Raw genomic sequence first — 14,373 nt, forward strand, 5'->3', positions numbered from 1 at the left:
AGCTTGCAACACTGTTCCAGTGACCTTAGAACTGTTTAATCACAAGCGACAGAGCGGGGAACTAGCTACGCATTCCCAGGTGTCGTGACTCAAATAACGGCTACCATGAGACTAAGCTCAGGGTGGTCTGGTCAGCACAGCTTGCTTGATTACTCTTGCAAGCTCAGTCCCTTTAGGGCTGGGTTACTGACTTTATTAGTTAGGGCTTGCTGAAAAAGTGGGAAAAGGCAAGAAAAAAGATGACTAAGTAATTAGGCAAAAGCAAAGATAAGTTTTTGTTGCCTAAAATTAGGCAAAACATCACTTTTCTTAATCAAATTAGGGAAAAAAGACATTATAGGGTTTTCAGCCTAGACTCTTATAATGCTTCCCCTTGTATCCTACCACTCATATCCGTACTTTCCAGTAAACTATCCCCCAAATCTCGGTTACTTACTAATGAAAAAGCAGAAAATAATAGACTTCCCTGGAATAAAATCTTTCATTGTGTCAGATACAACGAAATTATCGAAAAACAACCCAATAATCAACCCTATCCTCCTGATTTAACTTACCGAGAAAATATTGCCCGTCAACCTATTCACAAAATTAGAGGCTATGATCAGAATAGCAGCACTGCAATTTTAGTCACTGTTGATAGTTCTCAGCCTCAACACTGGATTAATTGACACATCAGGAAGTAGTAACATGAAAAACCAAAAATGTCCCACTTGTCAAGGTGAGTTAGAAACTAAGCAAATTGAAAAAATGCTAAAAGGAGGAAATAACACCGCCGTTATCCATGTAGAAGCAGAAGTTTGTTCAAAATGTGGAGAAAAGCTCTATAAACCAGACGTTGTTAGCCAATTTACTCAAATTCGTGCCAAACTTAGAAATCAACAAACAGAAGATTTTCAAGTGATTGGTCAATCTTTCCGCATTTCTGTTTAATTAATCAAGGAAGGCTGAAGAATTTTATTCTAAGTTTGATAACTGTGAAGATGTTAATAAGTTTTTAGTCTATGAATAATCTTACATCTTGCAATTGTCACAGGCAATTATGCTTGAGTCTTGAGAATGGGTGGCCCGGGATTCGAACCCGGAACAAATCGGTTAAAAGCCGAGTACTCTACCGTTGAGTTAGCCACCCTTTTGCTGTTTTTCCAACTTTATCAATATACCATCAACAGCCATGGTTTTGTCAAGGGGTTTTCAAAAAAGATTTGCCGTTAATCCAAAAGAAGCAGTACAACTAGCTCCAGGAGCTAACACAGTCAGGTTTTCACCAGTGTTGAAAGCATTGCGGGTGGCACTCCAAGGCTCTAGACAGTAGAATTCTTTGCCTTTAACAGTCCAAAACACCAACCAGGTAGAGAAATCATCGTAATCGAGGGTTAGCTTCAACCTGCGGCTGTTATCTGTGACTGTGGCTGATTTACTGGTGAGTCCCCCAAAAGCAAAATCAATTTCATCTTGGTTAAAGTCGAATTTGCCGTCAAAGGTGTGAAACTCCTTAGTTTTGTTATCTTGATATCGTGTGGAAGGAAGTTCCACTTCTAGCTGATTTTTGTCACCACAGAGAAAATAAGGGTGGAAACCAGCGGAAAATGGCATGGGTGTAGATGACAGATTTTTATATTCCTGACGCACTACTAAGGTATTCCCTTGGAGTTCGTAGGTAAAAGCCAATTGAAAATCAAAAGGATAAACTGCCTTTGTTTCCTCGTTGCTGCTGAGAACTACAGTTAGACTAGCCTTACCTTCAGTATTTTGCGCTGTTGCTGTCCAAGGCAATTCCCGCGCAAAGCCATGTTGTTTGATAGTATACGGTTTTCCGTCAACGCTGTAAGTATTATCAGGTAAGTTACCGCAAAGAGGAAACAAAATGGGATTACCACCTCTAACGCTCAAATCAGGATGAGTAAAGCGTTCAGCGTCTAGGTAAAATATTTCTTGACCTTGCACCAGCCAACGAGTGATGATACCACCTCTTTCTGGGACAACTTCTATTTGTGTACCAGCGGTTTTATCAGACAGGATGTAGGTTTTGTATTGTTGTTCTTGAATGTCAATGGTAAACATGATTTTTGGTGATTGGTGATAGGTAATTGGTGATTGGGCAGATACCCGTTCGCAAAACATGACTCGCTAACTAAGCTTTCCGTCTCACGCCTTTTTCCATTCACCTCCTATTACAGCACTTTGCGCGACAAATAGGGGCAGGTTTGATATTGATTTTTCAATTTCTTGGAGATTGTTGGTTTCATCTCATACTTTTCAAACAACCTCTTAATAATGAAAGATTCAGAGCAGGATTATCACTCCTTAGACTTAACTCAAAATTGATAGCGGCTGCTCAAGCCCATTCCAACGATATGGCTAGGTATAACCGTCTAAGCCACACTGGTTCTGATGGTTCATCAATGGTAGATCGGATGAGGCGATATGGCTATAAGTACCGATGGGCTGGAGAGAATATTGCATATGGTCAAACCTCTGCTCAAGAGATAATGCAATCTTGGATGAATAGTGCAGGTCATCGTCAAAATATTCTCAATCCTAAGTTTCGTGATGTTGGGATTGCATATGCTTACGGAAATACATTCTATTGGACACAAAACTTTGGTGCATAGCTATTTTTGAGAATCTTGGTAAGAAATCCGCGCCAGGGAATTCGTCAACTGTATCTGGGGCATAGGGCATAGGGTATTGGATATTTTCCCCAGTCCCCAGTCCCCAGTTCTCAATTTAAACGTCTTCGGCAAAAATGAAGCGATATAACTCGCTAGGATCTGGTTCAGGGCTGCTTTGGGCAAATTTAACCGCGTCCTCAATTACAGCCTGAATTTTCTTTTCAATATCTTTGAGTTCTGCTTCTGTAGCTAGATTTTGTTCCAGCAAATAAGCAGCTAACTTTTTAATGGGGTCACGAGCAAACCAAAATTCTTTTTCTTCTTTGCTTCGCATTTCGTCTGGGTCAGCTAGAGAATGACCCCGGAAGCGATAGGTCAGAGCTTCAATTAAAGTTGGACCTTCTCCTGCACGGGCGCGGGCTACGGCTTCCTGAGCCACCTGACGCACTGCTAAAACATCCATACCGTCTACTTCCACACCCACCATGTTAAACACACTGGCTTTTTTGTATATCTCTGGTTGGGAAGTTGCCCGTTCGTGAGACATACCAATTGCCCACTTATTATTTTCGACCACAAAGAGAATTGGCAATTTCCATAAAGCTGCCATATTCAATGTTTCAAAAAATTGACCGTTGTTAGCAGCACCGTCACCAAAGAAGCAAGCGGTTACTTGGTCTGCGGTTTTGTCTCCCAGAACTTCCCGACGATATTTAGATTGGAAAGCTGCACCAGCAGCGACGGGAATACCTTCGGCTACGAAAGCATAACCACCTAATAGGCGATGTTCCGCAGAAAACATATGCATAGAACCACCGCGCCCTTTACTGCAACCTGTGGCTTTACCAAATAATTCTGCCATAACTTCGCGGGCGGGAACTCCTGCGCTTAAAGCATGAACGTGGTCACGGTAGGTGCTGGAAACGAAATCTTCACCGGGGCGCATTGCACCTTTGACAATGCCGCTACAAACTGCTTCTTGTCCGTTGTATAGGTGGACAAAACCAAACATTTTTCCTCTATAGTACATTTCGGCACATTTATCTTCAAATAAACGTCCTAGTGTCATATCTTCGTATAAGCCCAATCCTTCTTCTTTGGTGATTTGGACTGTGGCAGTATTAAATGTGGGTAACGTGCGCTCTTGAGCCATGCTGGTGAAGTATCCCTATTGTAAAAGTTAAAGTTAAGTTGGTTTTAGATAACGTTAGCTATAAATTAGCCAGCGTTGACAAAACTAATTTATCAAGCCTCATTTTATAGGATAGCAATGAGGATAACTGGCTTTCTGCATAGCGATTAACAATTAACGTAATTTCATCACGTAAGTTAAGATGAAGCTACATGAAATCATATTTTAAGAATAATCAAACGCAGATAAACGCAGATAAACGCAGATGAGAATGAATAAACTCATCAATTGTATGATTTTTTTTGCAGCAACGGACAACGGACAACGGACAACTGACAACTTGAATTATTTGCCAATGATTTTGACTAGTCCAATCCCCCCAAAGTATAGTCCTAAAACCGCACCAGCTAAAAGACTTTGGGTCAGAGGATCGGTAGAAGGTGTCAGCACTGCTCCTAAAATTACTGCTGTCATAATTACATAACGCCAACCTTTCAACATGATTTGTGAGGAGACAATTCCCAAGGTAGCGAGCAAAATTTGAATAACTGGAACTTGAAATGCTAGTCCTGTGGTGAATAACAATAACAACACAAAGTCAAAATACTTGTCAATTGACCAAAGTTGCTCAACAACATCAGCACCATAATTAATGAAGAATTGTAAAGCAGCGGGAATGAGTGCAATGTCAGCAAAAATTAAGCCGCATACAAATAATACGCTTGAACCTAGCACCACAGGGATGACTAAACGCCGTTCCCGCACGGTGAGGCCAGGAAGTATAAACTGGATAATTTGATAAAGAATGAAGGGAGTAGCCAGGATTAAACCACCGTAAGCAGCAACTTTCATGGAGACAAAGAAAAATTCTCCCGGAGCTAATTGCAGAAATTTAACGCCGTGAGCAGGAACTTCTAGTAGTTGTACTAGGGGTTTGACGAAAATAAAACAACCGATAATACCCACTACTACCACTATGAGGGCATAGAAAATTCTTTGCCGCAACTCCTCCAGGTGGTCAAATATGGACATTTCCACTTCACCTGGTAATTCATCTAGCGGGTTAATAGATGGTTCTGGGTCTAAGCCGGGGGAATTTATGGTATCTACGTCTTGTGAAGAGGTCATGAGTAGGAAAAGTGGGAAACATTTGTTAGGCAATCTTCGTTCACTATTTTATAGGGAATCCGCTCGAAAACTTTTGAAGTTGTAAATAATTCACGAAAATAGCCGTATTTATTTTTGGTAGCATTTCTATTTCTATTTTTATTTTTACATTTGGACTTTAATTTTACATCTGTATTAATTAGCACAAAATTTACTTTGTGTATTTCTAAATTATTACTACTTGATACATAAGTATTAATTGCAGATCTTATATCCTTTTATGCAGTATTTCCTAGCTGTATAGCTTGTTAAATCTGGTTTTTTTATGCTTTAAAAAAAATACTCTAAATTTACGATTAAATACAAATGTACTTTAAATTACGTTCTGTTCTATGTTGACGGATAATATTTATATTTGTTTCTGGTCAAAAAAAGATTTTTTTATCCGGGATTTTCCCATAGTAAATGTATACGTATCAAGCACGTTGTCTTGTGGTTAAATTAACTCTGCCAGGGGGGTAAGAGTGGATTTGTCCATCACAGATATAACTTTAATCTGTGAATCAATGAAAACAATAACTTGTTTATCTCAGTCTGGGATCAATCAAGGATGTAGTTGGGTAAAACCAAGTATAAATCTTGATTTACTTCTGTACTGACTAGACATAGATATACTAATGCGCTTTAAGGTTGCATTCTTTGTAGTGTCTTATTTGAGACTATAAACAGATTTTTCTGGCAATTTTTAGAACTATTAGCTGATTAATAAGTTTTCACGATTGATCAAAATAATGTTGCTGATTACGCAATAGAAATCTGAATCGAATTTAGATATGAAAAAAACAATTGGTGTAGGACTAATGGTGTTGTCAGTTTATCTGTGCAATTCCAGTGCTTGTTTTGCAGGGAATAAGCTGTCTAGAGATAATGCTCAAGCAAGAATCGAAAATTATACTCAATCACAGTTAGTGGTTAATGTCTCTGGTAGAGATGAGCCACAAGGAGATTGTTTACGTAAAGGTAAATGCAAGGACTAATATTTTTTGATTACAAAGTAATATTTGTAACCGAGCTTAAATAATTAGCGTTAAGCGAGATTTATCAGATCATCAGATTTTTTCTCAACTTTCAATATTGGATATATTTTGGTTGGCTTCGGTAGAGGGAGTCATCCAGATGTTATCTATGCTTGTTTATCAGGGACTACTACTTTTTTGATTTTGTTCTGAATGTATTCAAGTAAATACTAATTTTGGATTTTCTTGCGTGAAGATGTGAAGAAAAATCTAAAATTAGTTATGTTTCTATACCTGGTTTTTGCGGATATGTTCGGTTTTCCACTGTAAAAGAGATAGTGACAGATCATGTTATGACCATTACAGCGTGAATTAATTTTTTATGCTTCTTAACTTAGAAAGATTTTATCAAGCTTGTAATCCTTCCCGGCCGTTGATGATTGAGAACGTAGACGACCGGATGTATTATATTGATTTTACTTCAGTCCGTGGGGGAAAAATTATTGAAGCTCTGCTGCGGACTATTACGAAGATTTCCCCAAATATACCAACCTGTCAATTATTTACGGGACATTTGGGCTGTGGAAAATCTACGGAATTGCTACGACTCAAAGCCGAGTTGGAAGCGCAAGATTTTCATGTTGTCTATTTTGAGTCTACCCATGTTTTAGAAATGGTAGATATAGATATTACAGATATTCTATTAGCGATCGCGGGTTTGGTGAGTGAAAACTTGGAAGCGATGAAACTGCGTGTCCAACCTAGTTACTTTACTAAGTTGTTTAGGGAGTTGGTAGATTTTTTGCAAACGCCTTTAGAACTGGGGGTAGAAGCGGAATTATCTGTGGGGATTGCCAAAATTACGGCGAAAACTAAAGAAAGTCCTCAGTTACGCAGACGGTTAAGAGACTATCTAGAACCACGCACAGAAAATATCTTACAATCAATTAATCAAGAGCTATTAGATCGGGCTAATTTGGAGCTAAAAGCTAGGGGGAAGAAGGGATTGGTGGTGATTGTGGATAACTTGGATCGGGTGGCGGTTCGTCCTTTACCGTCTGGGCGATCGCTACCAGAATACTTATTCATTGATCGAGGAGAACAATTAAGAAAATTGAATTGCCACATAGTTTACACAATTCCCTTAGCTTTGACATTTTCTAATGATAGTGCGGAACTACAACATCGTTTAGGAGGTGGAGTTGCACCGAAAGTATTACCAATGATTCCCGTGCGGCAACGTTCTGGAGAAATTAATACAGAAGGACTAGGATTAATGCGACAAATGGTATTAGCAAGAGCCTTTCCTGACAGATCACCAACAGATCGTTTAAATTTAGTTACCCAATTATTTGATCATCTAGATACTCTAGATCGTTTGTGTTTGATTAGTGGTGGTCATGTCCGCGACTTATTAGGGCTACTATTTGATTGTTTACGAGAACAAGATCCACCTTTTGACCGCAAATGTGTAGAATTAGTAATCCAAAGACAACGAGATTACCGGGCTAATGCCATTGATCTGGATGAAAGTGAATTAATCTTGCAGGTAATCCAAGATCAACGAGTTAGAGGCAATGTAGAGTACGATATTTTATTACGGAGTTTATTCGTATTTGAATATCGTGATCACCAGGGTGTTTGGTTTGCACTTAACCCAGTTTTAGCAGAAACCGAAAAATTTAAATTATGGTTAAAAGACAGCAAGCAGAGAATATAATCGCTGCGAATCAACAGTCTTTACGTAGTTTAGAAAGAGCAATTACCTTTTCTAAAAATCAGTTTTCAGTTATCTTGCTGTGCTGTAACTACGAATTTCTGCGAGATATAATCCGGCAACAACTAGCAATTAATGGTTGGGGAAATGAGCGTATTCAAAGTATTACTTTAGCCCAAAATGCTACAAGTTTATATACCACAATTCAATCACAACTTACCATTAATCAACCTGCCGGATTAATGATTATGGGGTTTGAATCAATCTATGGAATAGATGATCTCCTGCGTTCCATTAATCAAGTCCGAGATGAATTTCGTAAACGTTATCAAATCCCCATGATTTTTTGGGTAAATGATGAAGTGTTACAGAAAATCCTGCGGTTAGCTCCCGATTTTGCCAGTTGGGCAGCTACACCAATTAGATTTGAAATGACCTCTATTGGATTACTAGAATTTCTCCACCAAGAAACTGACGATCTATTTACGAGAGTTTTACAAAGTAATTATGCACAAGGTAATCCTGTCACCTTAGAACAAGTATGGATTAGCAGTGATCAACTGCATTATGCAATTAAAGAATTGTATGATAGGGGGATGAAAATCGAAGCAGAATTAAATGCTAGGTTAGAATTTATTTTTGGCATAGATGATTATGTCAATAATCGGATTGATTCTGCCCTAAATAACTTTCAGAAAAGTTTGCGTTTTTGGCATCATCAAGAAAACTTATGGCTAACAGAATATGCAACTGATAGAACAGCGGAACTATCTGATTCATCCTATGCTTATCTTTTAAAACAGTCAATTTTATTATTTTATATTGGATTATGTTGCTGTCGTCTTGCCGAACAAAATCCCAAATCAAGAGAAAGATATTGGCAATCAGCTAAAACATATTTTCAGCAATGTTTACAAACATTTGAAATTGCTGGACGGATAGATTTAGTTTCGGAATTTATTGAACAATTATTAGAAGTCTTATATAGTTTAAAATCATGGGCAGTATTAGAAGTTGTCGCTAAAAAATCCCTAGAATTACATCAAATATATGGTAGGAAAATTCAATTAGCTTGTGATTATGGTTTTTTAGCACAGGTAGCCGTACATAATTCCAACTGGATACAAGCTAGTATTTTAGCGCATATATCAATAATACAATTAGAAACAGAAAAAAATCACCCAGAATCAAATCATTATTTATTTCCTCTGATATTAGAACAAATTTATTTATTAACTTTAGCAGAAGCCCTCAATCATCTAGGACAAATAACGGTAGCAAAAGAATATATAAATGCAGCATCTCAACAACTGTCATCAGCTTTAGAAAAAAGTGAACATAAATATGATGCCCATCGTTATATTCGCTTATTACATAATTTAAGATCATTATACTTTCAAATAGGACACTATCTTCAAGCCTATATTATTAAACAAAAACTCCGTTCTGTAGAACAACAATATGGTTTTGTCCCCTTTATTGGGGCTGGACGGTTACAACCGCAAAGACAAGTCACTAACCCCACTTTAATATCTACATTTGCTAGTAATAGTATAGCCTTAGAAATTGCCGCTTCTGGTAGAGAATATGATGTTAATAACTTAATTGGGAGAATTAGTCGTGCAGACCAAAAATTAATAGTTATTCATGGACAGTCAGGTGTTGGTAAAAGTTCTACTGTTACGGCTGGCTTAGTTCCCGCACTACAAAACCGGGCTGTTGGTGATCAAATTGCTGTACCAGTTGTCCTGCAAGTCTATACAGATTGGTTAGGAGAATTAGGTAAATCTTTTACCAAGGCCATGTTAGAAATGCAAAAAATAGCAGCTATGGAAACAGAATTTCGATCTGATATTTCTATACCTACAACTATTAATAGTATTTTGCAACAATTACGGGAAAATGCAGATAATCATTTAATTACAGTGTTAATTTTTGACCAATTTGAAGAATTTTTCTTTGGTGATACAGATATTCAGAAAAAACAAATATTTGATCAATTTATTAGTGATTGTTTAGGGGTATCTTTTGTGAAAGTTATTTTGACTTTGCGCGAAGATTATTTACATCGCCTTCTAGATTTTAAATGTCTTTCATCAATCGAAACAATTAATAATAATATTCTTGACAAAAATATTCGTTATCAACTTAATAACTTTTCTCCTGAAAATGCCAGAAAAATCATTCAGAAATTAACTGAACGTTCACATAATCAATCCCAACTCAAATTAGAACCAGATTTAATTGATGCGTTAGTTGCTGATTTGTCTTCAGAACTGGGCGAAGTTCGTCCGATAGAATTGCAATTAGCGGGCGCACAATTACAAGATAAATATATTACTACCCTTGCCCAGTATCAAGCATATCGTCCCAATAAGTTAATTCAAACATATATTCAAGAATTAATTAAAGAATGTGGAAAAGAACACGAACGGGCGGCTCTCCTGGTTTTATATTTATTAACAGATGATCATAATAAAAGACCTTTTAAAACCCGGACAGAATTAACATTAGAACTCTCAGATTTAGAAGATCCTAGTAACTTAGAATTGATTTTAGATATTTTAGTTCGCTCCGGGTTAGTTGTGATATTTCCCAATGTTCCCGAACGCTATCAATTAATTCATGATTATTTAGTCAGCTTAATTCGTTATTTACAACAACAGGAATCTGGATTACAAACACAAATTAATACATTACGGGATCAGGTTAGAAATAGTTATCAAGAAATTGAACGGCTTAAAAGTGAATTAAGAAAAACTCAGAACGGCGTTAGTTTAGAACAGACACACCATTCACAAGGAGATAATTTACTGGCAGAATTAAGAGAATTACGAAAGCGAGAAGAAGCAAGTCAAATAGAAATTCAACATTTACGCACAGAATTAAAAGAAAAAGAGTTACTTGCAAAATTAGCCGATAGCCAAGAAAAACAACGTTTGGGTGCAATTAGATTAAATATTGCCCTGAAAATAGCCTTAACAGCTTCTATTATTGCTATGTTTGCCTTAACTACTTCTGTAATTACGTCCACAGATAGTGAAATGAAAACTCTAAGTGCATCTAGTGAGACTTTATTTGCTTCTCAAAAAGGTATTGATGCTCTCAAGGAAAGTTTGAAAGCAGGAAAAAAATTAAAAAAAACTCTATGGATAGATACTTCTACTCAAGAGAAGGTATTAACTGCACTGTATCAAGCGGTTTATGGAGTCAAAGAACGTAATCGTTTAGAAGGTCATTTGTCGGGAATCAGAATGGTGACATTTAGTGCAGATAAATCTTTAATAGCTTCAGCTAGTGCAGATACAACAATTAAACTTTGGAGTCCTAATGGTCTTTTAATCAACACTTTATCAGGACATGAAGATGTAGTAAATAGTGTTATTTTTAGTCCTGATAGTCAAATGTTAGTTTCCGCTAGTCAAGACAAAACAATTAAACTTTGGAGTCGAAAAGGTAAACTACTGAAAACTTTACTAGGTCATACATCTATAGTGAATAGTGTAAGTTTCCATCCTGATGGTCAAATTATCGCCTCTGCAAGTACCGATAAAACCATAAAATTGTGGAATCAAGAAGGTAAACTACTAAAAACATTATCTGGTCATAAAGATGCTGTTTTAGCCGTAGCTTGGTCTAATGATGGGAAAATTTTGGCTTCTAGCAGTGCTGATAAAACCATAAAATTGTGGAGTAGCAAAGGTCAATTAATCAAAACTTTACCGGCCCATGAAGATGCTGTTTTAGCTATAGCTTGGTCTAGTGATAGTAAAATTTTGGCTTCTGCAAGTTTAGATAAAAAAATCAAATTATGGAATCAAGAAGGTCAATTACTCAAAACTCTTTCTGGACATAGCAACGGTGTTATTAGTATCAATTTTAGCAGGGACGGTCATACTCTAGCATCTGCTAGTATGGATGAAACAGTTAGAGTTTGGAGTATTGATGGTAATTTACTAGGAACTCTGCGAGGACATAATGGTTGGGTAAATAGTGTTAGTTTTAGCCCTGACCGACTAACTTTAGCATCTGCTGGTAGAGATAAAACTATTATTTTGTGGCGTTGGGATAGTCTAATTTTACCTAATCCCCAAGCTAATAATGATTGGGTAACAAGTATTAGTTTTAGTCCTGATAGTAATACTATTGCCGGTGCTTGTTTGGATAAAACAATCAAAATCTGGAATCGGGAAGGTAAATTACTCAAAAAATTCATAGCCCATAATGATCAAGTTTGGGCTGTAGCTTGGTCGCCTAATGGTAAAATTATTGCTTCTGCTAGTAAAGATAAAACTATAAAATTATGGCATCAAGATGGTAAATTATTAAAAACATTATCTGGTCATAATGATCTAGTTTTAGCTGTAGCTTGGTCGCCAGATGGTAAAATTATCGCTTCTGCTAGTAAAGATAAAACCATAAAATTATGGAATCAAGATGGTAAATTACTAAAAACTTTAAATGGTCATACTGATGCTATTAATTGGGTGAGTTTTAGTCCTAATGGTAAATTTCTAGCCTCCGCTAGTGATGATAAATCAGTAAAAATATGGACAAGTAATGGCAAAATGATCAAAAATTTAACTGGTCATACTCGCAGGGTAAATGGTGTAGCCTGGTCGCCTAATGGTAAATTATTAGCTTCTGTTAGTCTTGATAGTACGGTGAAAATTTGGAGTGAGAACGGTCAATTACAAAAAACCCTGATGGGGTATGGTGATGGTTTTATTAGTGTTAAGTTTAGTCCAGATGGTAAAACTCTAGCCGTCAGCAGTGATAATAAAATCAGGTTGTGGAATCAAGAAGGTGTTTTAATGATGGTTTTAAAAGGTGATGCAGAAGATTTAAGCAGCGTTAGTTTTAGTCCAGATGGTAAAATATTAGCGGCTGGTAGTGGTAATAGTCATGTAATTTTACGGAAGTTATCGGATATGACATTAGAAAGATTACTGGAAAGTAATTGCCATATATTAAAAAATTATCTACTATATAATCCAAACCTGACCAGAAGCGATGCCTATAAAAAGGAAAGTTATAGAACTTTATGTCAAAATAATTAGGGGAATAATTAGTGATTTATAATTCTTCTTTTTCATCTATTCTTTAGCAAATAAAAAGCCATATAGGACTATGCAAATTACTTTTTTACCAGATGATATCACCGTTAATGCCCAAGTAGGAGAACCGTTGTTAGATGTCGCAGAACGGGCTGGAGTATCCATTCCTACCGGTTGTCTGATGGGAACTTGTCACGCTTGTACTGTAGAATTAGATGATGGTGAAGTTATCCGGGCTTGTATTACCGCAGTTCCACCAGGAAAAGATAAATTAACGATACATCTTTTTAGTGATCCAACTTGGTAATTATCTATGCAGCAATCTACTTCCAATCATAATCAAGATTTTATCAGACAACTAATAACTTTAGTTGCTGTTGTTGGTGCTTTTGTGGTGAATGTAGCATCAAATATTTTTCCCTTAAATGGACTGAGTATAGGGGCAATTTCTAACACTTTATTTAAAGATGTGTTGATTATTCCTGCTAACTATGCTTTTGTCATTTGGGGAGTGATTTATTTAGGACTATTCGCTTTAGCAGTTTATCAATTTCTACCTAACCAAAAACAGGATGCAGATTTACGTAAAACAGGTTATCTGTTAGTGATTGCTTCTGTTTTTCAAAGTATTTGGGTGTATTTATTTTTATCTAGACTTTTTGCTTTTTCTGTTGTGGCTATGTTCGGTATTCTCATACCGCTGATGGCTATTTATCATATTTTAGGCATTGGCAAAAAGCGGGTATCTCAAACGAAAAAGTTATGCTTGCATAATCCTGTGAGTATTTATTTGGGTTGGATTTCTGTGGCAACTGTGGTAAATGTGGCTTCTGCACTATATTTTTATGGTTGGAATGGTTGGGGTATTAATAGTCAGGTCTGGACTATCATCATGTTGGTGATAGCAACAACGATTGCGGCTGTGATTGCAATTAGGTACAAAGATATTCCCTATACTGGTGTTACGGTTTGGGCATTAATAGCGATCGCTGTTAAACATAGTAATATTGATTTATTGCGGAATTTAGCGATATTTTTGGCATTTATCTTGACAAGCATTATGCTATTTAAGACACAAATTAAAGACTAAAAGCCCACTTTAATGGACAATACACCAATTACTCTTTATAGACAAGGAAATGCCAATTCCCCCAGAATGGATAATGTTCGCCCTAATAAAGATATAGCTTGCTATGATAAAGATGGGCAAGTGTGGGTTATGACTACTTTAGCAGATGGGGAATCAACAGGCGGAATATCAACATTTGCTAATCCAGGATATGGTAAAAATTGGTGGCAATTACAAGCAGGAACAAAAATACCAGAACAGCTAGAATTAGTTAATGACTATGATAATCATTGGCTGTGGAAACCCATTCAAGATATGCCATTGGAGGATTATAAAGAAGTATTGCAACAGATAGGCACATATTTCTCTAAAGTTAATGAATAGTAGTGACAATCATCTCTAGAAGGAATTAGCTATGGATTTATCATTTAAAGACATCAAATTTATGATCGAAGCTGTTGATAATTTGATGGTAAAATACCAAGAAAGAATCAATCAAATTGAAGACTTGGATGAATATGAAGATGAAGTTTCTGATCTAGGAAATGACATAATGTTTTTATCATCACTCCGCAAAAAAATAGATGATAGTTTAAGAGGGTGTTTGAAAAGTTTTGAATGTATAGACTGACCCCTCTCCAAACCTCTCCCCTGCAAGGGGAG

13 protein-coding genes and 1 tRNA gene are annotated in these 14,373 nt (G+C 36.7%); 10 read left to right on the forward strand and 4 right to left on the reverse strand.

Going from position 1 to position 14,373, the window contains the following annotated elements:
* The first annotated feature begins 275 nt into the window (after positions 1-275).
* Positions 276-668, forward strand: coding sequence for a hypothetical protein (locus FJR06_RS14895; protein ID WP_158310557.1), 393 nt, complete (start codon positions 276-278; stop codon positions 666-668).
* Positions 669-687: 19 nt separating this feature from the next.
* A complete protein-coding gene (locus FJR06_RS14900) occupies positions 688-930 on the forward strand; it encodes a YgiT-type zinc finger protein (RefSeq protein WP_015083166.1) in 243 nt (80 codons plus the stop codon).
* A 127-nt stretch (positions 931-1,057) separates the two neighbouring features.
* Here the strand turns inward: FJR06_RS14900 and FJR06_RS14905 are convergent.
* Both FJR06_RS14905 and FJR06_RS14910 read right to left on the reverse strand, forming a co-directional pair.
* Positions 1,058-1,129, reverse strand: a tRNA-Lys gene (locus tag FJR06_RS14905).
* A 62-nt stretch (positions 1,130-1,191) separates the two neighbouring features.
* Positions 1,192-2,061: an aldose 1-epimerase gene (locus FJR06_RS14910; protein WP_015083167.1), complete on the reverse strand. Its 870-nt coding sequence runs from the start codon at positions 2,059-2,061 to the stop codon at positions 1,192-1,194.
* Positions 2,062-2,210: 149 nt separating this feature from the next.
* Here FJR06_RS14910 and FJR06_RS14915 point away from each other — a divergent pair, with 149 nt between their 5' ends.
* Positions 2,211-2,612, forward strand: coding sequence for a CAP domain-containing protein (locus tag FJR06_RS14915; RefSeq protein WP_254434435.1), 402 nt, complete (start codon positions 2,211-2,213; stop codon positions 2,610-2,612).
* Between the two features lie 115 nt (positions 2,613-2,727).
* On the opposite strand, the gene pdhA is transcribed toward FJR06_RS14915, so the two are convergent.
* Both pdhA and tatC read right to left on the reverse strand, forming a co-directional pair.
* Entirely contained in the window at positions 2,728-3,765 is a 1,038-nt protein-coding gene (pdhA, locus tag FJR06_RS14920) for a pyruvate dehydrogenase (acetyl-transferring) E1 component subunit alpha (RefSeq protein WP_015083169.1), read from the reverse strand.
* A gap of 324 nt (positions 3,766-4,089) precedes the next feature.
* A complete protein-coding gene (tatC, locus tag FJR06_RS14925; RefSeq protein ID WP_015083170.1) occupies positions 4,090-4,872 on the reverse strand; it encodes a twin-arginine translocase subunit TatC in 783 nt (260 codons plus the stop codon).
* Positions 4,873-5,684: 812 nt separating this feature from the next.
* On the opposite strand from tatC, the gene FJR06_RS14930 reads away from it, so the two are divergent.
* The 7 genes from FJR06_RS14930 (at position 5,685) to FJR06_RS14960 (ending at position 14,341) form a co-directional block, all read left to right on the forward strand.
* Positions 5,685-5,888 (forward strand): hypothetical protein, encoded by a 204-nt coding sequence (locus tag FJR06_RS14930; protein WP_015083171.1) that lies wholly within the window; start codon positions 5,685-5,687, stop codon positions 5,886-5,888.
* Positions 5,889-6,249: 361 nt separating this feature from the next.
* The gene (locus FJR06_RS14935; RefSeq protein ID WP_015083172.1) at positions 6,250-7,587 is read left to right on the forward strand and encodes a P-loop NTPase fold protein; all 1,338 of its coding nucleotides are present in this window, start codon (positions 6,250-6,252) and stop codon (positions 7,585-7,587) included.
* Positions 7,557-12,644 (forward strand): WD-40 repeat-containing protein, encoded by a 5,088-nt coding sequence (locus FJR06_RS14940; protein ID WP_015083173.1) that lies wholly within the window; start codon positions 7,557-7,559, stop codon positions 12,642-12,644. Before FJR06_RS14935 ends, FJR06_RS14940 begins: the two co-directional genes overlap by 31 nt.
* Before the next feature lie 70 nt (positions 12,645-12,714).
* Positions 12,715-12,948 carry a 2Fe-2S iron-sulfur cluster binding domain-containing protein gene (locus FJR06_RS14945; protein ID WP_015083174.1) on the forward strand — a complete coding sequence of 78 codons (234 nt, stop codon included), beginning with the start codon at positions 12,715-12,717 and terminating at the stop codon, positions 12,946-12,948.
* A gap of 6 nt (positions 12,949-12,954) precedes the next feature.
* Positions 12,955-13,731, forward strand: a complete 777-nt coding sequence (locus FJR06_RS14950) for a hypothetical protein (protein ID WP_015083175.1) — start codon at positions 12,955-12,957, stop codon at positions 13,729-13,731.
* 12 nt (positions 13,732-13,743) lie between these two features.
* Positions 13,744-14,094: a hypothetical protein gene (locus FJR06_RS14955; RefSeq protein WP_168633938.1), complete on the forward strand. Its 351-nt coding sequence runs from the start codon at positions 13,744-13,746 to the stop codon at positions 14,092-14,094.
* A gap of 31 nt (positions 14,095-14,125) precedes the next feature.
* Positions 14,126-14,341 (forward strand): hypothetical protein, encoded by a 216-nt coding sequence (locus tag FJR06_RS14960; protein WP_015083176.1) that lies wholly within the window; start codon positions 14,126-14,128, stop codon positions 14,339-14,341.
* Positions 14,342-14,373: the final 32 nt, after the last annotated feature.

The sequence above is a fragment of the Dolichospermum sp. UHCC 0352 genome (genome assembly GCF_009711925.1).
In the GTDB taxonomy this organism is placed as follows: Bacteria; Cyanobacteriota; Cyanobacteriia; order Cyanobacteriales; family Nostocaceae; genus Dolichospermum; species Dolichospermum lemmermannii.